The sequence below is a fragment of the Agromyces chromiiresistens genome (assembly GCF_029167465.1).
Taxonomy (GTDB): Bacteria; Actinomycetota; Actinomycetes; order Actinomycetales; family Microbacteriaceae; genus Agromyces; species Agromyces chromiiresistens.
This window is the reverse complement of the sequence record NZ_JARFNL010000006.1, coordinates 108,534-128,256: the sequence shown is the minus strand read 5'-3', so window position 1 is coordinate 128,256 and position 19,723 is coordinate 108,534. Positions and strand designations below refer to the sequence as shown.

Sequence of the window (19,723 nt, the reverse complement as noted above, 5' to 3'; positions counted from 1 at the left end):
GCCGACGCGCTACGGTCGGAACGTGACCACCGTTACCGCGCTCGCCGGCCGCATCCCCGTGACGCGGCTCACCCCGGCCGTGCCCGACCCCCGCTGGCATCCGAAGGCGTTCGAGGGCGAGGTCGTGCCGTTCCGCGCGACGGTGTTCCGCGAAGGGCACGACCGGGTCGGGGCGATGCTCGTCATCAACGGTCCCTCGGGCGTGGAGCAGCGGCACCGGATGGCCCCGCTCGCCCCCGGCACCGATCGGTGGGAGGCGCTCGTCCGGCTCGACGAGACCGGCGAGTGGCGATGGCACGTCACCGGGTTCGACGACGAGATCGCCACCTGGCGTCACGACGCGGGCGTCAAGATCGACGCGGGCGTCGACGTCGAGCTCATGTACGAGGTCGGCGCGAGGCTCGTCGAACGGGCTGCCGCGGAGACCGACCGCCCTCCGGCGGTGCGCAAGCGCCTCACGGCGCTGGCCGGCGCGCTGCGAGACGGCGAGGCATCCCCCGCCGACCGCCGCGCCCTCGTGGACGCACCCGTGCTCGCGGAGTTCGACGCGCGGCCGCTCGCCCGGCTGTCGACCGATTCGCCCGAGCAGCGCCTGCTCGTCGAACGACGCCGCGCCGGAGTGGGGTCGTGGTACGAGTTCTTCCCACGCTCCGAGGGCGCGAAGCGCCAGAAGGACGGCACCTGGAAGAGCGGCACCTTCCGCACCGCGCAGAAGCGGCTCGACGGGGTCGCCGCGATGGGGTTCGACGTCGTGTACCTGCCTCCGATCCACCCGATCGGCGTGACCAACCGAAAGGGCCCCAACAACACGCTCGACCCGGGCCCCGGCGACCCGGGCTCGCCATGGGCGATCGGCGGGCCGCAGAAGGACGGCAGCGCCGGCGGGCACGACGCCGTGCACCCCGACCTCGGCACCCTCGCCGACTTCCGCGCCTTCGTGCGCCGCGCGAATCAGCTCGGCATCGAGGTCGCCCTCGACCTCGCCCTCCAGGCCTCGCCCGACCACCCCTGGGTCGCCGAGCACCCCGAGTGGTTCACGGTGCTGCCCGACGGCACGATCCGGTTCGCCGAGAACCCGCCGAAGAAGTACCAGGACATCTACCCCGTCAACTTCGACGACGACCCCCAGGGCATCTTCGACGAGGTGCTGCGCATCGTGCGGCACTGGATGAAGCAGGGTGTCCGCATCTTCCGCGTCGACAATCCCCACACCAAGCCGCTCGCCTTCTGGGAGCGGCTCATCGGGGCCGTGAACGCCGACGACCCCGGCGTCGTCTTCCTCGCCGAGGCGTTCACGCGACCGGCGATGATGCAGGCGCTCGCGATGGCGGGATTCCAGCAGTCGTACTCGTACTTCACGTGGCGCAACACGAAGGCCGAGCTCGAGGAGTTCCTCACCCAGGTGTCGCAGGAGACCGCCGACTTCATGCGGCCGAACCTGTTCGTGAACACGCCCGACATCCTCACCGAGTACCTGCAGTTCGGCGGGCCCGCCGCGTTCACCGTGCGGGCGACCATCGCCGCGACGGCGGCCCCGCTGTGGGGCGTCTACTCGGGTTTCGAGCTCTTCGAGTCGGTCGCGCGCCCCGGCGCCGAGGAGGCGATCGACAACGAGAAGTACGAGTACAAGCCGCGCGACTTCGCCGCGGCCGAAGCCGAGGGCCGCTCGCTCGCGCTCTACCTCGGCATCCTCAACCGCATCCGCGCTGAGCACCCCGCACTCGGGCAGCTCCGCAACATCCGCTTCCACGCGAGCGACGACGACTCGGTGCTCGTCTACTCGAAGCACCTCGACGGCCGGTTCACGCCCGACGGCGAGGACGACACGCTGATCGTCGTCGCCAACGTCGACCCGCACTCGGTGCGCGAGACCACCGTGCACCTCGACCTCGAGGCGATCGGGCTCGAGGCCGGCGCCCGGTTCGAGGTCGACGACCTCGTCACCGGGTCGCGCTGGGAGTGGGGTCCGTCGAACTACGTCCGGCTGGACGCCTTCACCCGACCCGCACACATCCTGCACGTGAGAAGAGGCTCGGATGCCTGACACGCCCCCCTCCCCGGTGACCGCGCCCGTCGTGCCCGACGAGGTGCTCGCGGCGGTGGCCGAGGGCCGGCACAGCGATCCCCACTCGGTCCTCGGCCAGCACGGGTTCGACGCACCGCAGGAGCCGGGGCCGCTCACCGCGATCCGCACGCTCCGACCGCTGGCCGCGGGCGTCGACGCCGTGCTCGCCGACGGCACCACCCTGGCGCTCGAGCACGTCGGGCACGGCGTCTGGGCGGGCGCGGGCCGCTTCGGTCCGACCGACTACCTCGTCGAGGCCCGCTACGACGACGGCTCGGAATGGACCGCCGACGATCCGTACCGATTCGCACCGACGATCGGCGAGCTCGACCTGCACCTCATCGCCGAGGGCCGACACGAGCAGCTCTGGCAGGTCCTCGGCGCGCGCTTCCGCGAGCACTGGGGCGTCGACGGGCGCGTGAGCGGCACCGCGTTCACCGTCTGGGCCCCGCGCGCCCGCGCGGTGCGGGTCGTCGGCGCCTTCAACCGCTGGAACGGCTCGGGCCACGCCATGCGGAGCATGGGGGCGTCGGGCGTCTGGGAGCTGTTCGTACCCGACCTCGAGTCCGGGGCACTGTACAAGTTCGAGCTGCTCACCTCCGGCGGCGAGTGGATCATGAAGGCCGACCCCATGGCCAGGCGCGCCGAGACCGCCCCGGCGACCGCCTCGATCGTCGACGACAGCCGGTACGAGTGGGGCGACGGCGACTGGCTCGACCGGCGTGCCACGACCAATGCGCACGAACGCCCGATGTCGATCTACGAGCTGCACCTCGGATCGTGGCGCCCGGGCAAGGGGTACCGCGAGGTCGCCGACGAGCTCATCGAGTATCTCGACTGGCTCGGCTACACGCATGTCGAGTTCCTGCCGCTCGCCGAGCACCCGTTCGGCGGGTCGTGGGGCTACCAGGTGACCGGCTACTACGCCGCCACCAGCCGGTTCGGCTCTCCCGACGACCTCCGCTACCTCATCGATCGGCTGCATCGCGCCGGCATCGGCGTGATCATGGACTGGGTGCCGGGGCACTTCCCGAAGGACGAGTGGGCACTCGCGCGGTTCGACGGCGAACCCCTCTACGAGCACGCCGACCCGCGGCGCGGCGAGCAGCAGGACTGGGGCACCCTCGTCTTCGACTTCGGCAACCCCCGGGTGCGCAACTTCCTCGTCGCGAACGCCCTGTTCTGGCTCGAGGAGTTCCACGTCGACGGACTGCGGGTCGACGCCGTGGCATCCATGCTCTACCTCGACTACTCGCGCGCCGAGGGCGAGTGGCTGCCGAACGTGCACGGCGGCCGCGAGCACCTCGAGGCGATCGCCTTCCTGCAGGAGGCGACGGCGACCGCGTACAAGCGCAATCCCGGCATCGTGATGATCGCCGAGGAGTCGACGTCGTGGCCGGGTGTCACCGCACCGACCTCATCCGGTGGGCTCGGGTTCGGCTACAAGTGGAACATGGGGTGGATGCACGACTCGCTCCAGTACATCCAGAACGACCCGCTGTACCGCTCGCACCACCACCACGAACTCACGTTCTCGTTCCTCTACGCGTTCAGCGAGCACTTCATCCTGCCGATCAGCCACGACGAGGTCGTGCACGGCAAGGGCTCCCTCGTGCGCAAGATGCCGGGCGACCACTGGCAGCAACTCGCGAACACGCGCGCCTACCTCGCATTCATGTGGGCGCATCCCGGCAAGCAGCTGCTGTTCATGGGCCAGGAGTTCGGCCAGCTCAGCGAGTGGAGCGAAGAGCGCGGCCTCGACTGGTGGATCCTCGACCAGCCATCGCACCGGCAGCTCGCCGAGTTCGTGGGCGCGTTGAACCGCCGGTATCGCACGACCGCGGCGCTCTGGCAGCTCGACGACGACGCGGCGGGATTCGAGTGGGTGGAGGGCGGGGCGGCCGCCGAGAACGTCCTCGCGTTCCTGCGTTACGACGGCGACCGGCGACCGCTCCTGTGCATCGTCAACTTCGCGGGCAGGCCGCACGACCGGTTCCGGCTGGGCCTCCCGTTCACCGGCCGGTGGCGCGAGGTGCTCAACTCGGATGCCTCCGAGTTCGGCGGCTCGGGCGTCGGCAACCTCGGCGGGGTCGAGGCCGAGGCAGTGCCGTGGGCGGGGCGGCCGGCCTCGGCGGCCTTCACGCTGCCGCCGCTCGCCGCCGTCTGGTTCGAACTCGACGAGTAGGGCTCGGGGCCGGGTCGTCGCTCGCCGATTCGACGGGTGTCAGTAGAGCAGGCTCGCGAGCCGGGCGCGGGCCGCTGCGACTCGCGGATCGTCAGTTCCGACGACCTCGAACAGCTCGACGATCCGCTCCCGCACCGCCTTGCGACCGTCGGCATCGAGCTCGGGGAAGAGCGTCAGCAGACGGTCGAAGGCGTCGTCGATGTGGCCGCCCGAGATGTCGAGGTCGGCGACGTCGAGTTGCGCTCCGAGGTCGTCGGGAGATGCGGCGGCCGCGGCGCGGATGGAATCGAGCGTCTTGCCGGCGAGCCGGCCGAGCAGGCTCACCTGGGCGAGGCCGGCGACCGCGAGCGCGTCGCGGGGGTCCTGCGCGATGGCCGTGCGGTACGCGGCGGCGGCCGCGTCGTAGTCCCGGCGTTCGATCGCGTCGTACGCCTCCTGGTGGAGCGGCGGCAGGGGCTGCTCGGTGGGCGGCGCCTCGCCTTCCGCCTCGTCACCGGTCTCGATTCGCCCGCCCGCGCCGTGCTGCGCACCGAGCTCGAGGAGCTGGTCGAACAGCTGCGAGACGACGTCGCCGGGCTGCTCGCCCGCGAACAGCGGCACGGGCTGTCCGGCGACGAGGGCGACGACCGTCGGGACCGACTGCACCTGGAGCGCCTGCACGAGCTGCGGGCTGCGATCGGCATCGGCCGCCGCGAGCACGAGCCGGCCCTCGCGAGCACGCACGAGCCGCTCGAGCGACGCGAGCACCTGCTGGGACGGTTCGCTCCACGACGCCCATACCGCGACGACGACGGGCAGCGTGCGCGAGAGCTCGAGGACCTGGCCGAACGAGGCGTCGTCGGTCTCGACGACGATGCGATCAGCTGACGCCGGCGCGTGGGCGCCGGCCGGCTGGGCGGCCGCCTGCTGGCGCTGCACGAGCGCCGTGAGATCGACGGCACCGCGCAGCGATGCGCCTGAGGGCGGAATCGGGTTCGTCATCTACTTGACCTCCGATGCTGAGACGAGGCTCTCGGACCAGCCGAGGAGCTGGATCTTGGCTTCTTCACCAGCGCTGACGCCCGGCACGTAGAAGAGCAGCTGGATATCACTCGCGCGCTGCACTCCCTTGGCGCTCTGCCCCGTGAAACCGGACAGGGCCGCGGCGCTGCCGCCCTCCTGGAAGCCGGTGGTACCGCCGTCGTTCGGCACGCTCTTCTCGCCGCGCATGACGTTCACCGACACGATCGCGCCCGCGTCGATCGTGCCGAAGCCGATCGCCGGCGCACTGCCGCCCGCGGTCGACACGGTGAGCGTCGCGGTCGGGTTCGCCTTCTCCGCCTCCGCCTTGCGGTTCGCCGCGTTCAGCGCCTCGTCGAGATCAGTCGCCTCGAGGTCGAACATCGGCGCGAACGTGCTCGAGGCACCGTTCTGCAGGATGTCGGCGTACGCGGCCGCCACCTCTCCGGTCGGCATGACGAGGCCCTTGAACTCGGGCGAGATCGGCGGCGCGCCGATCGACGCCGGTGCGACCTCGGGCACCTCGGTGTCGGGCACGAGCGCCGTCTGGTAGACGACGTGATAGTTGTCGCGCGGCGTCTTCTGAACGAGCACGAGCGCCGTCGGGGCGATCGTCTCGTCGTCCGCGTTCTTCGCGATCGTGAGCACCGTGCGGGGCCAGCCGGTCGACTGCTGCGGAAGCGTGAGCGTGAGCGGAGAAGCGGGGATCGCCGCCGGCAACGGGTGGTCGGTGAGCGTCGCCCGGACCTTGTAGTTCGCGACGCGCGCGGAGAGGGCCGGCCCGGCGAATCGCTCGGCCGCGCGGGTCGCGTCGCCCGCCTGGTCGACCTCGCTCGTGAAGACCGCGATGCGGCGCATGATGCGCTCCATCTGGGGCACGGTGACGGCCGGTTCTACCGCGGGCTCTTCGGGCTCGGCGGCCTCCGTCGCCGCGACACTCGCCTCGGGCGTCGCCGGCGCGGTCGTCGCCGGAGCCTGTTCGCTCTCGAAACTCGGCCAGTAGTCGGCCGAGCACGCGCTGAGCGCGAGCGCGGGCACGAGGAGCGCGGGAACGATCACGACGCGCTTCGCGCGACCGATCGCGCGCCGACCAGCCGTGACCTGATTGCGCTTCGAGGGCTTCGGAGCGCTCGGCAGCCTGCCGCGAGGACCCTTGGGAAGGTTTCTGCGCGGGCCGCGCGAGCGACGGTGCCGCACGAAGCCCGAGATGAGCAGGCCGAGTCCGAGGAGGAACACGAGCGCACCCCCGGCGATCAGTGGGCCGACCCACGGGGTCTTCGTGTCACTCGGCCAATCGAGCGCGACTCGGGCCGGCGCCGGGTTCACCCCGTCTGAGGCGATGAGGACGGAGATGCCCTCGGGGACGTCGATCGTGGTCGTCACGAAGCGGTCGCCCGTGAACTCGTCGAGCCAGAGGTCGGAACCGACGGGCGTCGCTGCGGCGAGCACCTCGGGGTCGACCGGGGCCGGCGCAGCCGTCGCCCCTGGTGTCGCCGGCGCGGTCGTCGCCGGCGCGGTCGTCGTCGGAGCGGGGGTCGCGGAGGTCGGCGTCTCGGTGGGCGTCTCGGCCTGAGGGTCGTCGGCGGGGTCGGTCGTGACGACTTCGCTCACGAGCGACTTCGCCTCGGGGTCGTAGTGCACCGACTGGTACGGCGTCGACCCGAGCCAGGCGACCATGTCGGCGCTGCGCCCGTACGAGATGAAGATGGCGCCGTCGCCGGAGACGGTGATCTCCTGCTTGCCGGGATTCGCTTCGAGCGCGTCGGGTTCGAGCACGGTGAATGCCGTCGCGCCGTCGGACTCGATCGCCATCGACGCCCGGTCGGGCTCCATGAGCACCGTGCGCTGGGCGATACCGAGCCCGATCATCACGGCCGCGGCGACGAACGCCACGATAGCGAAGACGAAGCGCACGAACTGACCTCCCAAGCCGCTGCTGCGGCATCCGACAAAGACATTCCACACTACCGGCAGAGTCTGGGAGTCGCCTGCCCACCGCCTGAACGACACGCGCAAACGCGGCATCCCGAAGCCCCGTACAATCAGAACGATTCCCGCATGAGCCCCCACAAACGCGGGACACGACCCGGAGGAAGCATGGCCGTCGAAGAGACCGAGTTCACACAGGTGTTCCGCGGATACGACAAGGACGAGGTGGACAAGGCCATCAACGGCCTTCGTCGCGACATCATCGCCGCGAACACCCAGTCCGCGGACACGGTGAAGGAGAACAAGCGCCTGCTGGCCCGCATCGACGAGCTCACCGCCGAGCTCGAAGAGGTCGGCAGCCCGACCTTCTCGGGGCTCGGCACGAAGCTCGAGAACACGCTGCGGGTCGCCGAGGAGCAGTCCACCCGCCTCATCGCCCAGGCCGACATCGACGCCGAGAAGCTCCGTCGCGCAGCCGAGGACGAGGCGCACCTCATGCGCTCCGACGCACAGGAGTTCGCCGAGCGCACGCTCGGCGAGGCCCGCGCGCAGGCGAGCCGCGTCGTCGAGAACGCCCGGGCCGAGGTCGACGACATGGTCGCCCGCGCCCACGAGACGAGCGAGCAGCTCCGCCAGGACGCCGCCCGCGACGCAGCGGCGATCCGGGGCGCGGTCGCGACCGAGACGGCCGAGCTGCGCTCGAGCGCGAAGCGCGAGTCCGCCGCGGTCATCTCCGCGGCGGAGCGCAAGGCCTCCGAGATCCTGCTCGCTGCGAACACCGAGGCGAGCGAGGCCCGGGCCACCGCCGCCGGGCTCACGCAGGAGACGGAGCAGACCCGCGCCGAGGTCGCCGTCGAACTCGACCGGGCGCGGGCCGAGCTCGCGAAGGAGACGGAACAGGCGCGCATCGACCTCGCCCGCGAGACCGAGCAGTCACGGCTCGACCTCGAGCGGGAGTCCGCCGAGGCCCGCGCCGCCATCGACGCGGAGATCGAAGAGCGTCGCGCCGCTCTCGCGCACGAGCTCGAGCAGGCCCGCACCGACCTCGAGCGCGAGCTCGCGACCGGTCGCGCGGCGCTCGCCGAGGAGCGCGAGCAGTCGGCGGTCGACCTCGAGCGAGAAGCCGAGTCGGCACGCCTGAAGCTGCAGCACGAGCTCGAGCGCATCCGCGCGAAGCACGCCGCCGACCTCGACCAGATGCGCGCCGACCTCGCCCTCGAGCAGGAGCAGGCCCGCGCCGACTTCGAGGCCGAGGCCGAGCAGGCGCGCATCGATCTCGACAACCAGCTCACCGCCATGCGGAAGAAGACCACGCACGAGGTCAACCGCATGCGACGTGAGATCGAGAAGAGCCGCCTGGACCTCGAGTCCGAGCTCACCGCCAAGCGCGACGAGGCCGAGCAGGAGCTGCTCGCCGCCCACCAGGAGGCGGTCGCCCAGACGCAGAAGTTCCTCGACGACGCGAACGCCGAGCTCGCCGAGACGAGCGCGCGCACGGCCGAGAGCCGCGCCGAGTCCGAGCGTCTCGAGACGGAGGCGCGCTCGGCGATCTCCGGCATCCGCGAGAAGGCCGAGCAGGAGGCGTCCGAGCGCATCTCCGCTGCGCACGACCAGGCGCGCAAGCTCATCGCCGACGCAGAGGAGCGCACTCGTGCGCTCGTCGCCGACGCCGAGGACCGGCTCTCGCAGATTAGGATCGAGCGCGACGCGGTCGCCGGCTACTTCGAGAGCCTGCGCGGCGTGCTGACGCAGGCCGAGCAGGTCGCAGCCGACACGAAGTAGTCCGGAAGGGGCGCGGTGGTTCCGTGAAGATCCTCAACGCGTTCCGCATCGGCCTCGTCGGCACCCTCGGTGTCGGCGTCGGCCTGTTCATCCTGACCTCGATCGTCAGCCTCTCGACGATCATCACCTACATCGGAGCGGCGCTCTTCCTGGCCCTCGGCCTCGACCCGGCGATCAGCTGGCTCGAGCGCCGAGGGCTTCCGCGTTGGTCCGCGATCCTCATCGTGATGAGCGGGGTCGGCATCATCGTCGCCGCGCTCGTGCTCGCCGTCGTCCCGATCATCGTCGATCAGATCGGCGACCTCGTCGAGGAGATCCCCGGCATCATCGAGCGGTTCAACTCGCAGGACTGGCTCGCCGTGCTCCAGGAGCAGTTCCCGCAGCTGCAGGTCGAGGAGATCAACGCGCAGGTCACGACGGGCCTCACCGACTTCTTCACCAACCCCGACAAGCTCTCCGAGCTCGCGGGCGGCGTGCTGCAGGTCGCGATCGCCATCGGCTCGGGCGTCTTCGCGGTCGTGATCGTGTTCATCCTGATGCTCTACTTCGCCGCGTCGCTGAACACGATGAAGCGCGCCACGTACCAGCTCGTGCCGGCGTCGCGGCGCGCCAGGTTCGCCGACCTCACCGAGCAGATCACGCAGTCGGTCGGCCGCTACGTGCTGGGTCAGGTCTCGCTCGCGGCGGTGAACGGGGTGCTGAGCTTCATCTACCTGTCGATCATCCGTGCGCCGTTCCCGGCCGTGCTCGCGTTCCTCGCCTTCATGTTCTCGCTCGTACCGCTCGTCGGCACGCTCTCGGGCTCGATCGTCATCGTGCTCGTCTGCCTGATTCCCGGCCTCGGTTCGCCCATCACCGCCCTCGCGGCGGCGATCTACTACATCGTCTACATGCAGGTCGAGGCGTACATCCTGAGCCCGCGCATCATGCATCGGGCGGTGAAGGTGCCCGGCGCCCTCGTCGTGATCGCCGCCCTCGCCGGCGGCGCGCTCGGCGGCATCCTCGGTGCGCTCGTCGCCATCCCGGTCGCCGCCGCCATCCTGCTCATCATCAAGCAGGTCGTCATACCGCGCCAGAACGAACGCTGAGCCGGCTCAGTCCTCGTCGGAGGCGGACGCCGCAGGCCACCGAGTCGGCAGCGGCGCAGCCTCGGGGTTCACCGCGGCCACGATCTCGTCGAGCACGCGCCGCGTCTGCGTCTCCCCCACCCACAGGTGGCGCCCGCCGGCGACGTCGACGCGCCGCAGCTTCGGCAGCCCGGAGAAGCGTTCGGCCGCCTCGGCCGGCCTGAGGTAGTCGTCGTGCTCGGGGATGAGGGCGACGAGCGCGGGGCTCGCGGTCGACCAGCGTGCGAGTTCGGCCGTGCTCGTGCGGTGCAGCGGGGGCGAGAGCAGGATCGCGCCGTCGATGCCGTGCTCGAGCCCGTACTTCAGGGCGAGCTCGGTGCCGAACGACCACCCGACCAGCCACGGGTGCGGGAGTCCGCGCTGCTGCACGAACGACATCGCCGCCGCGACATCCGCCCGCTCGGCGACGCCGTCGCCGAACTCGCCCTCGCTGCGCCCGCGCGGCGACGCCGTGCCTCGCGTGTTGAACCGCAGCACCGCGAGGTCGGCCAGCGCGGGGAGCCGCGCGGCGGCCTTGCGCAGGATGTGCGAGTCCATGAAGCCGCCGGCCGTCGGCAACGGATGCAGCGTGACGAGCGTCGCGACGGGATCGCGCTCGAGGGGCAGCGCCAGCTCGCCGACGAGGCGCAGGCCGTCTGCCGTGTGCAGTTCGATCTCCTCCCGGCGGGCCGGAAGCTCGACTCCCGATCGGATCTCGATCGTGTCATCCGTCTCGCTCACCGTGCGCCCAACCTCCAGCAGTGCGTGTGCCAATGCCGACGCGCCGCAAGGTCGGCCGCGTCGCCCAGCACGCCGTCGGCCCGCCAGGCGACGAGATGCGCGACACCCGGTGCGACCTCGAGGCCGCACCCCGGGCACACGTACGCCTTGACGGCCTGCGCCTCGGAGACGGGCTGCACGTTCCATTCGCGGCCCGCGCGCACCTCGGTGCGGCGCCAGCCGGCGCTCAGCCGATCGACGTCGAGCTCGGGGTGCCCCTCGCGTGCACGGGCGGCACGCGACCGGGGTCGGTTCGAGCGTGCCATGCGTCCAAGTCTAGAACGGCCGCGCATCGAGGCCGCATCGCCGAGGATGCCTCGGCTGGACGGCCCGACTCAGTACCAGCCGACCGACTCGGAGTGGGCCCAGGCGCCGCAGGGCGTGCCGTAGCGGCCCGAGACGTAGCCGAGACCCCATTCGATCTGCGTCGCCGCGTTCGTCTCCCAGTCGGCCCCCGCGGTCGCCATCTTCGACCCGGGCAGGGCCTGCGGGATGCCGTAGGCGCCGCTCCCGGCGTTGTAGGCGTTGACCCGCCAGCCCGACTCCTTGTTCCAGAGCGCGACGAGGCAGTCGAACTCCGAGGTGGGCCAGCCGCGTGCGGCGACGGCACCGGCGGCGTATGCCTGCGCGGAGCCCGGGTCGGGCGTCACCGCGGGCGGTGCCCAACCGGCGCCGGACGAAGCCGGCTCCACGACCGGCTCGGGCTTCTCCTCGACGACGTACTGCTCGTGCCCGTCGACGGTGACCTCGTAGTCGCCGCCGGCGGCGATCGACTGCACGGCCTCGCCGCCGAACCGGTCGCCCTGCGCGAAGTCGGGCGAAGCGGTCGCCCCGCTGTACGGGTCGACGATGTTCACCAGCACGAAGCTGACCGAGGCGAGGAACGCGAAGACGACGGTCGCGGCCTGCTTCACGGGCCCGCGGGTGATTCTGGGAACGGTCGGGGACGACGGCTGCGCCGCCTCGCCCGATCCTGCATGCCTACCCACGATTCGACGAGTGTAGCGGAGTGGCGGCCGGACGGGCCAATGCCGCGCGCGGGCTCACCGGACCGCCAGCATGACGTCGACGACGGCGTCGAGCACGAGGTCGACCTGCGCCTCGCGGTACCCGCCGCGCTGGGTCGCGAAGACGACCGAGCGGACGTCCTCGACGGAGATGGGCCATCCGTCTCTGAAGTACCGGGTGAGTTTGTCGGCGAACTTGTCGACCTCGCGGACGCTGTAGCCGAGCACGAGCGGATTCATGCGCTCGAACCGCTCGCCCTCGGGCCGCGCGAGCCGGTTGGAGACCACCTGCGCGGTCAGGCGCGCCTCGCGCAGCCACGCCTCGTCGCCGTGCAGCCGGGCCGCATCCTGCCGCTCCTGGGCGGCGAACGCGTCCTCCAGGCGGGCGAGCGCTGCGTCGACGTGCTCCGTCGAGTAGCCGCCCTTCTGCATCGCGAAGGCGGTCAGCCGGATTCGCTCGCTCGTCATCGGCTCGTCACCCGGCGTCGCCGTGCCGTCGTAGGCACGGCGGGCGAGCTGCAGGAACTCCTCGACCTGATCGATCTTGTACCCGAGTCTGGGCTTTCTGGCGCGCGGGAACGTCGAATCCACTGCACCAGTATCGCGCACGCTCATCCGAAGAGCCGGAACGCCACGAAGGCGACGGCCGCCGACGGCAGGATCGAATCGAGCCGGTCGAGGAACCCGCCGTGGCCCGGCAGCCACGAGCTCATGTCCTTGATGCCGATGTCGCGCTTGACGAGCGATTCGACGAGATCGCCGAGCGTGGCGGTGAGGAAGATCGCACCGCCGAAGACGAGCCCGAACCACCACGGCTCGCCGAGCATGAACAGGGCGAGCAGCACACCGGCGACCAGGCTCGTCGCGGCGCCGCCGGCGAAGCCCTCCCAGGTCTTCTTCGGGCTGATCACGGGCGCCATCTTGTGCTTGCCGAACATGAGACCGAACGCGTAGGCCCCGGTGTCGGCGGCGACCGCCAGCACGATGAACGCGAGGGTCCACCACTGTCCACCGTCGGCGGCGGTCAGCACGACCGCGAACGTTGCGAGGAACGTCACGTATCCCTGCACGAACGCACCTGCGGCGAGGTCTCGCCCGAGCGCCGCGCCGTCGGTCCGGCGGGACGGCAGTGCCTGCTCGACGAGCCTCCACGCCGTCACGATCGCGACTCCCGCGACGACCGCGAGGAACTGCCCGCCCGCACCGCCGTAGTAGGCGACGGGCACCGCGATCACCGCAACCGCCACGGTCGGTGCCCGCGGCACGCGGAGGTCGCCCTTGCGGAGTGCCTGCGCGAGCTCGTAGCTCGCGAACCCGGCGATCACGACGGCGAAGAGCATGAAGAGCTCTTTGACGACGAGCAGGCTCAGCAGCAGCGCGCCGCCGAACACGAGCCCGATGAGGATCGCGACGATGAGGTTGCGACCCGTGCGCGCCTTGATCCGTTCCTGGGCCTCGTCGAACTGCGCCTTGGATGCCTCGAACTGACGCTCGAGGTCGGCCTTGCGCGCCGTGACCTGTGCGCGGAAATCGTCGCGCGCGGTGCGGTCCTGCCCCCCGGCGTCCGACTGACCCTCTTCTGGGACGCCTGACATGGCCCTCCCTCAGCCCCCGAGCCCTCAGACCTCGAGGAGTTCGGCTTCCTTGCGCTTGAGGGCCTCGTCGATCGCGTCGACGTGCGTCTTCGTGATCTGCTCGAGCTCCTTCTCGCCGCGCCCGACCTCGTCGTCGCCGACCTCGCCCTTGAGCGCGTCGAGGTCGTCCTTCGCCTTGCGGCGGATGTTGCGGACCGACACCTTCGCGTCTTCGGCCTTCGAACGGACCATCTTGACGTACTCCTTGCGGCGCTCCTCCGTCAGCTCGGGCAGCGTCACGCGGATGAGGTTGCCGTCGTTCGTCGGGTTGGCGCCCAGGTTCGGGGTGTCGCGGATCGCCTGCTCGATGTCGCGCAGCGCGCCCTTGTCGTAGGGCGTGACGACCAGCGTGCGCGCCTCGGGGTTCTGCAGCGACGCGAGCTGCGCGAGCGGCGTCGGCGTGCCGTAGTAGCTCACCATGATCTTCTGGAAGAGCTGGGGGTTCGCCCGCCCCGTACGCACGGTGGCGAAGTCGTCCTTGGCGACTTCGACCGCCTTCTGCATGCGTGCGGTGGCATCGGAAAGTACATCCGCGATCACGGGAACTCCTTTACGGTTCGCTACTCGTGCCAGTCTATCGACTGGCCGGGTCCACACCGTTGCTCGCCGCGACGCCACGTTCGGCGTCACGGCCCGGCGCGGTCGGGTTCTATCGGTTCGACGACTCCACGCCGTTGCTCACGACGGTGCCGAGGTCGGCGCCGAGGATCGCCGCCGTGACGTTGCCGGCCGGCTCCATGCCGAACACCTGCATCGGCATGCCGTTGTCCATGCAGAGGCTGAAGGCGGTCGAGTCGACGACCTTGAGGCCGCGCTGCAGCGCCTCCTGGTAGCTGATGCGGTCGATCTTCGTGGCGTCGGGGTTCGTCCGGGGGTCGTCCGAGTAGACGCCGTCGACGCCGTTCTTCGCGACGAGCACCACGTCGGCATCGATCTCGAGCGCTCGTTGCGCGGCGACGGTGTCGGTCGAGAAGTACGGGAGCCCCGCACCCGCGCCGAAGATCACGACGCGGCCCTTCTCGAGGTGCCGCTCGGCGCGACGCGGGATGTACGGCTCGGCGACCTGGGTCATCGAGATCGCCGACTGGACGCGGGTCTCTGCGCCGGCCTGCTCGAGGAAGTCCTGGAGCGCGAGCGAGTTCATGACGGTGCCGAGCATGCCCATGTAGTCCGCGCGACCGCGATCCATGCCGCGCTGGCTGAGCTCCGCGCCGCGGAAGAAGTTGCCGCCGCCGACGACGATCGCGACCTCGACCGTCTGCGCCGCATCGGCGATCTCGCGCGCGAGGGCGCTCACGACGTCGGGGTTGACCCCGAGCGCTCCCCCGCCGAATGCCTCTCCCGAGAGCTTCAGCATCACCCTGCGCTTGCGTTCCGTCATCCCCGCCGTCCTTCCGGTGCCCGTGTCAAAACTAGTGCTTCACCCGACCGGGTGCACAGCATCCGGTCGAGGCGCGCGGCGCGGCGTCGTCCGAGGACGAGCTCGGCGAAGCATCCGCGCATGGAAAAGGGAGCCCGGATCGAATGGACGATCCGGACTCCCTCATGTCGGCGTTACGCCGTGGCCTTGAAGCGGGCGAACCCGGTCACGGTGAGACCGGCGTCGTCCAGGATCTTCTTGACCTGCTGCTTGTTGTCGCGGGCGTAGTCCTGCTCGAGCAGGGCGACCTGCTTGAAGAACGCGGTGAGGCGACCCTCGACGATCTTCGGCAGGGCGGCCTCGGGCTTGCCCTCGTTGCGGCTGATCTCGGTGACGAGCTCGCGCTCCTTCTCGACGACATCGGTCGGAACCTCGTCGCGCGAGATGAACGACGGGTCGAACATCGCGATGTGCTGCGCGATCCCGCGAGCGGTCTCGGCGTCGGCACCCGTGTAGGCGACGAGCACGCCGATCTGCGGCGGCAGGTCCTTCGACGTCTTGTGCAGGTAGACCGCGAACTCGTCGCCCGAGAGGGTGACGACCTTCGCGAGCTCGACCTTCTCGCCGAGCGTGGCGGCCTGCTCGTCGATGACCTCGCCGACGGTCTTGCCGTCGACCGGCGCCGCGAGAGCGGCCTCGACGTCGGCGGCACCGGCGGCGGCGACCGCGTCGAGCACCTTGTCGGCGAGCGCGATGAACTTGTCGTTCTTCGCGACGAAGTCCGTCTCGCAGGCGAGCTGGATCATCGTGTAGCCGGCGGGCGACTCCTTGGCGGCGACAAGGCCCTCGCTCGTCGAGCGGTCGGCGCGCTTCGCGTTGCCCTTGGCGCCCTTCAGGCGCAGGATCTCGGTGGCCTTCTCGAGGTCGCCACCGGCCTCCTCGAGCGCCTTCTTCGTGTCGACCATGCCCGTGCCGAGCTGCTCGCGCAGGGCCTTGATGTCAGCGATGCTGATTGCCATGTGTGGCTGTCTCCTTCGGGGACTTATTCGGCGGGGGTGGCGGCGGCCTCGGCGGCCTCCGCGCCTTCGACGTCGGCGGCCGACTCGGTCGCAGCGATCTCGGTCGCGGCCTCGTCGACGACCTCAGCAGCCTCGGCCTTGGCCTCGGCCTCGGTCTCGGCGGTCTTCTCGGTCGCGGCGCCCTGCTGGAGGAGCTCCTGCTCCCACTCGGCGAGCGGCTCGACGGCCGAGACGTTGCCGGCCTCTTCAGGCTTCTGGTGGCGCTCGATGAGCCCCTCGGCGGCGGCGTCGGCGATGATGCGGGTGAGCAGGCTCACCGAGCGGATCGCGTCGTCGTTGCCCGGGATCGGGTACTGGACCTCGTCGGGGTCGCAGTTGGTGTCGAGGATGCCGATGACGGGGATGCCGAGCTTCTTGGCCTCGTCGATCGCGAGGTGCTCCTTCTTGGTGTCGACCACCCAGAGGGCCGACGGCGTCTTCGACAGGTTGCGGATGCCGCCGAGCGACTTGTGCAGCTTGTCGAGCTCGCGCTTCTTGATGAGGAGCTCCTTCTTGGTGAAGCCGCTCGTGGTGCCCTCGAAGTCGAGCTCCTCGAGCTCCTTCATGCGCGCGAGGCGCTTGGAGACCGTCTGGAAGTTGGTGAGGAGGCCGCCGAGCCAACGCTGGTTGACGTAGGGCTGGCCGACGCGGGTCGCCTGCTCGGCGATCGACTCCTGCGCCTGCTTCTTCGTGCCGACGAAGAGGATGGTGCCGCCGTGGGCGACCGTCTCGCGGACGAAGTCGTAGGCCTTGTCGATGTAGGCGAGCGACTGCTGCAGGTCGATGATGTAGATGCCCGAGCGCTCGGTGAAGATGAAGCGCTTCATCTTCGGGTTCCAGCGGCGGGTCTGGTGCCCGAAGTGCACGCCGCTGTCGAGCAGCTGGCGAATGGTGACGACGGCCATGAGCCGTTCTCCTTCTGTTCTCAGTTGTCGCAACCGGCCGGCGGCCGGGAGCCCTGGTGCCCGGCACGGCTCCGCCGGTCTCGCTCGCGATGAGCGGGTCGGACTGAATGGAGTCGGCTGCCGAATGGGCACGCGTAGTCACCTCGACATGCGAGGCGCTCCGGATACTCTACCATCGGCACCCGTCCTCCCCAACCGCGGCAGGGGCACCGCAGTCCACAAGCCGCCGCTTCCGCCGAGGGGATGCCTCCCGCCGACGCACGATCGGTGGATGGATGATCTCGACCGTTCCGTTCCGACCCGTCCGCGGCCTCGACGAGCCGCCTGGACCGTCGCCGCACTGTCCTGCCTCGTCGCGGGCCTGCTCGCCGCTGTGGGCGGCGCGACCTCGCCCACGGCTTCCGCGCTCGATCGCGCTCCGACCCCCGCGGGGGCGACGGGTCCGGCTCGGGCGCCATTGCAGTGGGTCTGGCCCGCGCCGGCGCCCGTCAGGGTCGTCGCACCGTTCCGTGCTCCGCCGACGCCCTACTCGGCCGGACACCGCGGCATCGACCTCGCGGTCGCACCCGGCGCGACCGTCGTCGCCGCCGCGGGCGGCACCGTCCGCTTCGCCGGCATGGTCGCGGGCCGGGGCGTCGTGTCGATCGACCACGGCGACGGTGTCATCAGCGCCATCGAGCCGATCACCGCGCTCGTCCGGGAAGGCGACGTGCTCGCCGCAGGCGATCGGATCGGCGCCGTCGACCGCGGCGGCCACTGCGAGGGCGACTGCGTGCACTTCGGCATCAGGGTCGACGGCGAGTACGTCTCGCCCTTCCTGTTCTTCGGCGGACTACCCAGGTCGGTGCTGCTGCCGCTGTCGTGACGATCGCCTCCGAAGGCGGCTCACGCCCGCGGATGCGCGGTGCGGTAGCTCTCCTTCAGGCGCTCGGCCGACACGTGCGTGTAGATCTGGGTGGTGCCGAGGCTCGCATGGCCGAGGAACTCCTGCACGGCCCGAAGATCGGCGCCGCCGTCGAGCAGGTGGGTCGCCGCGGTGTGCCGGAAGGTGTGCGGCCCGCTCGGGCCGGTGCCGGGGATCTCCGCGAGTAGGCCGGCGACGAGGCGGTACACGCTGCGCGTGCCCAACCGGGCGCCCCGCTCGCCGACGAAGACGGCCTCGGTCGTCGGCGCACGTGACGACGCGTCGCCGTGCCGTTCGTCGGCCGCCGCGAGGATCTCGCCCCGGGCGGCATCGAGATAGCGGTCGAGCGCCCGCGCTGCGGGAGCGCCGTACGGCACGACGCGCTCCTTCGACCCCTTGCCGAGCACGCGGACCGTGCGGCGCCGCCGGTCGAGATCGCCGCGATCGATGCCGACGAGCTCCGAGACTCGAAGCGCCGACGCGTACAGGAGCTCGGCGATCGCGACGTCTCGCGCCGCGATCGGATCCCCCGTCGTCACGGCGCGCGCCTCCAGGCGCGCGAGCGCGGCGGCGAGCGCATCGGCCGTGACCACCCGCGGCAGCGCACGCTGGGCGCGCGGCGCCCGAAGACGCGCGCCGGGATCGGCGGCCAGTTCGCCTCGGCGGGTGAGCCACGCCGTCAGCCCGCGCGCCGACGCCGCGCGCCGGGCGATGCTCGACCGGGCGAGACCGCGCTCGGTCGACGCCCAGAGCCAGTCGCGAAGCAGCGCGAGGTCGAGGTCGCGCGCATCGCCGACGCCGTGCGACTCCGCGAACGTCGCCAGGTCGAGGAGGTCGGCCCGGTAGGCGGCGACGGTGTGCTCCGAGTAGCCTCGCTCCGCACGGACGCCGCCGAGGTAGTCGTCGATGGCCGCGTCGAGGTTCATGATTCCGGCTTGCGTGAGAACCGGTCGAGCCGTCGAGCCGGTTCGAGGGACTCGAGCTCGGCGAGATACGCCTCGTCGAATCGAGTGACCACCAGGCCGGGTGGCAGCGGGACGACCGAGCTGGTGACCGCATCGTCGAAGAGATGGACGAGCGAGAAGGAGCGACCGCCGTCGACGCCGACGAGTTCGCGCGGCGGCGCCGAGAGGTCCATCGTGTACGCCGTCGCCCCCGCGACCGCGACCGGCACCCCTGCGAACATTCCCTGCGTCGGATAGTGCAGGTGCCCGCCGAGGATGAGCCGTACGTCGCGACCCCAGACGACCTCGGCGAGCGCGCGCTGCCCGCGGAGCTCGAGCACGTCCATGAGGACGAGCGGGGTCGGGATCGGCGCATGATGGAGCGCGAGCACCGTGCCCCGTGGTGCCGGCACCGACAGCACCCCGTCGAGCCACGCCAGCGCCGAGGCATCCAGCTCGCCGTGGTGGTAGCCCGGCACGCTCGAGTCGAGTGCGACGATGCGGAGCCCGTCGAGGTCGAACACCTGGTGCACGGGGTCGTCGCTCGCGGGCTCGTCGAGGAGCTCGGTACGGAAGGGCGCACGTTCGTCGTGGTTGCCCATCACCCAGACGAGGCGGGCACCGGCGTCGGCGGCGACCGGCTCGAGTGCCGCGCGTGCGCGGGCGTACGCGTCGGGTTCGCCGAGGTCGGCCACGTCGCCGGTCACCACGATGGCGTCGAGCGCCGGACCGAGCCTCCGCAGCTGCGTTGCAGCCTGCGCGAGCGCGCCCTCGGTGTCGGCGACTCCGCCGAGCGGCGCGCCGCCCGCGAGCAGATGGGTGTCGCTCACGTGCGCGATGACGGTTCGCGCCGCCGGATACAAGCCGAGTCGTGGGTGCACGGGTCCTCCTCGCGGCCAGCCTAGACGTGGGCGCCGACACGTCCCCGGACGACGCCGGGCGTGCCGGGGCACCCGTCCTCGACAGTGCGGGCGACCCCTCCTCGACAGCTCGGGGTGCGACGGATCCGTCGGTTCGACGGCAGTCGACGGCGGACCGCCGTCCGCGACGGTCGACGCTGGACGC

18 protein-coding genes are annotated in these 19,723 nt (G+C 71.0%); 5 read left to right on the top strand and 13 right to left on the bottom strand.

The window, feature by feature from the left end; translation table 11 throughout:
- The first annotated feature begins 22 nt into the window (after positions 1-22).
- Together PX701_RS15840 and glgB are read left to right on the top strand one after the other, a co-directional pair.
- On the top strand, positions 23-2,044 hold the full coding sequence (locus tag PX701_RS15840) for an alpha-1,4-glucan--maltose-1-phosphate maltosyltransferase (RefSeq protein WP_275506863.1): 2,022 nt from the start codon (positions 23-25) through the stop codon (positions 2,042-2,044).
- Positions 2,037-4,250, top strand: a complete 2,214-nt coding sequence (gene glgB, locus PX701_RS15835; RefSeq protein ID WP_275506862.1) for a 1,4-alpha-glucan branching protein GlgB — start codon at positions 2,037-2,039, stop codon at positions 4,248-4,250. Before PX701_RS15840 ends, glgB begins: the two co-directional genes overlap by 8 nt.
- Positions 4,251-4,289: 39 nt before the next feature.
- Here the strand turns inward: glgB and PX701_RS15830 are convergent, their stop codons facing one another.
- Positions 4,290-5,231, bottom strand: a complete 942-nt coding sequence (locus PX701_RS15830) for a tetratricopeptide repeat protein (RefSeq protein ID WP_275506861.1) — start codon at positions 5,229-5,231, stop codon at positions 4,290-4,292.
- Positions 5,232-7,163: a hypothetical protein gene (locus tag PX701_RS15825; RefSeq protein WP_275506860.1), complete on the bottom strand. Its 1,932-nt coding sequence runs from the start codon at positions 7,161-7,163 to the stop codon at positions 5,232-5,234. It abuts the gene before it with no gap.
- 144 nt (positions 7,164-7,307) lie between these two features.
- Between PX701_RS15825 and PX701_RS15820 the strand changes: the two genes are divergently transcribed.
- Together PX701_RS15820 and PX701_RS15815 are read left to right on the top strand one after the other, a co-directional pair.
- The gene (locus PX701_RS15820) at positions 7,308-8,960 is read left to right on the top strand and encodes a DivIVA domain-containing protein (RefSeq protein ID WP_275506859.1); all 1,653 of its coding nucleotides are present in this window, start codon (positions 7,308-7,310) and stop codon (positions 8,958-8,960) included.
- A 23-nt stretch (positions 8,961-8,983) separates the two neighbouring features.
- Complete coding sequence (locus PX701_RS15815; protein WP_231430782.1) at positions 8,984-10,048, top strand: AI-2E family transporter; 1,065 nt, start codon at positions 8,984-8,986, stop codon at positions 10,046-10,048.
- A gap of 6 nt (positions 10,049-10,054) precedes the next feature.
- On the opposite strand, the gene PX701_RS15810 is transcribed toward PX701_RS15815, so the two are convergent.
- From PX701_RS15810 to rpsB, 9 genes are all read right to left on the bottom strand, one after another.
- Positions 10,055-10,786: an alpha/beta hydrolase gene (locus tag PX701_RS15810; RefSeq protein WP_275506964.1), complete on the bottom strand. Its 732-nt coding sequence runs from the start codon at positions 10,784-10,786 to the stop codon at positions 10,055-10,057.
- Positions 10,787-10,803: 17 nt separating this feature from the next.
- On the bottom strand, positions 10,804-11,112 hold the full coding sequence (locus PX701_RS15805; RefSeq protein ID WP_231430781.1) for a hypothetical protein: 309 nt from the start codon (positions 11,110-11,112) through the stop codon (positions 10,804-10,806).
- A gap of 69 nt (positions 11,113-11,181) precedes the next feature.
- Complete coding sequence (locus PX701_RS15800; protein WP_231430780.1) at positions 11,182-11,760, bottom strand: aggregation-promoting factor C-terminal-like domain-containing protein; 579 nt, start codon at positions 11,758-11,760, stop codon at positions 11,182-11,184.
- Between the two features lie 129 nt (positions 11,761-11,889).
- Positions 11,890-12,444, bottom strand: a complete 555-nt coding sequence (locus PX701_RS15795; protein ID WP_231430779.1) for a DivIVA domain-containing protein — start codon at positions 12,442-12,444, stop codon at positions 11,890-11,892.
- A gap of 20 nt (positions 12,445-12,464) precedes the next feature.
- Complete coding sequence (locus tag PX701_RS15790) at positions 12,465-13,448, bottom strand: phosphatidate cytidylyltransferase (protein ID WP_275506858.1); 984 nt, start codon at positions 13,446-13,448, stop codon at positions 12,465-12,467.
- 24 nt (positions 13,449-13,472) lie between these two features.
- Complete coding sequence (frr, locus tag PX701_RS15785; RefSeq protein WP_231430777.1) at positions 13,473-14,027, bottom strand: ribosome recycling factor; 555 nt, start codon at positions 14,025-14,027, stop codon at positions 13,473-13,475.
- 109 nt (positions 14,028-14,136) lie between these two features.
- Positions 14,137-14,868 carry a UMP kinase gene (pyrH, locus tag PX701_RS15780; protein WP_231430776.1) on the bottom strand — a complete coding sequence of 244 codons (732 nt, stop codon included), beginning with the start codon at positions 14,866-14,868 and terminating at the stop codon, positions 14,137-14,139.
- Between the two features lie 173 nt (positions 14,869-15,041).
- Positions 15,042-15,866, bottom strand: coding sequence for a translation elongation factor Ts (gene tsf / locus PX701_RS15775; protein WP_231430775.1), 825 nt, complete (start codon positions 15,864-15,866; stop codon positions 15,042-15,044).
- Between the two features lie 23 nt (positions 15,867-15,889).
- Complete coding sequence (gene rpsB, locus PX701_RS15770; RefSeq protein WP_231430774.1) at positions 15,890-16,810, bottom strand: 30S ribosomal protein S2; 921 nt, start codon at positions 16,808-16,810, stop codon at positions 15,890-15,892.
- 271 nt (positions 16,811-17,081) lie between these two features.
- Here rpsB and PX701_RS15765 point away from each other — a divergent pair, with 271 nt between their 5' ends.
- Positions 17,082-17,675, top strand: coding sequence for a M23 family metallopeptidase (locus PX701_RS15765; RefSeq protein ID WP_275506857.1), 594 nt, complete (start codon positions 17,082-17,084; stop codon positions 17,673-17,675).
- Between the two features lie 20 nt (positions 17,676-17,695).
- Here the strand turns inward: PX701_RS15765 and PX701_RS15760 are convergent, their stop codons facing one another.
- Both PX701_RS15760 and PX701_RS15755 read right to left on the bottom strand, forming a co-directional pair.
- Complete coding sequence (locus tag PX701_RS15760; protein WP_275506856.1) at positions 17,696-18,640, bottom strand: tyrosine recombinase XerC; 945 nt, start codon at positions 18,638-18,640, stop codon at positions 17,696-17,698.
- A complete protein-coding gene (locus PX701_RS15755; RefSeq protein WP_275506855.1) occupies positions 18,637-19,539 on the bottom strand; it encodes a phosphodiesterase in 903 nt (300 codons plus the stop codon). The genes PX701_RS15760 and PX701_RS15755 overlap by 4 nt, the downstream gene beginning before the upstream one ends.
- Positions 19,540-19,723: the final 184 nt, after the last annotated feature.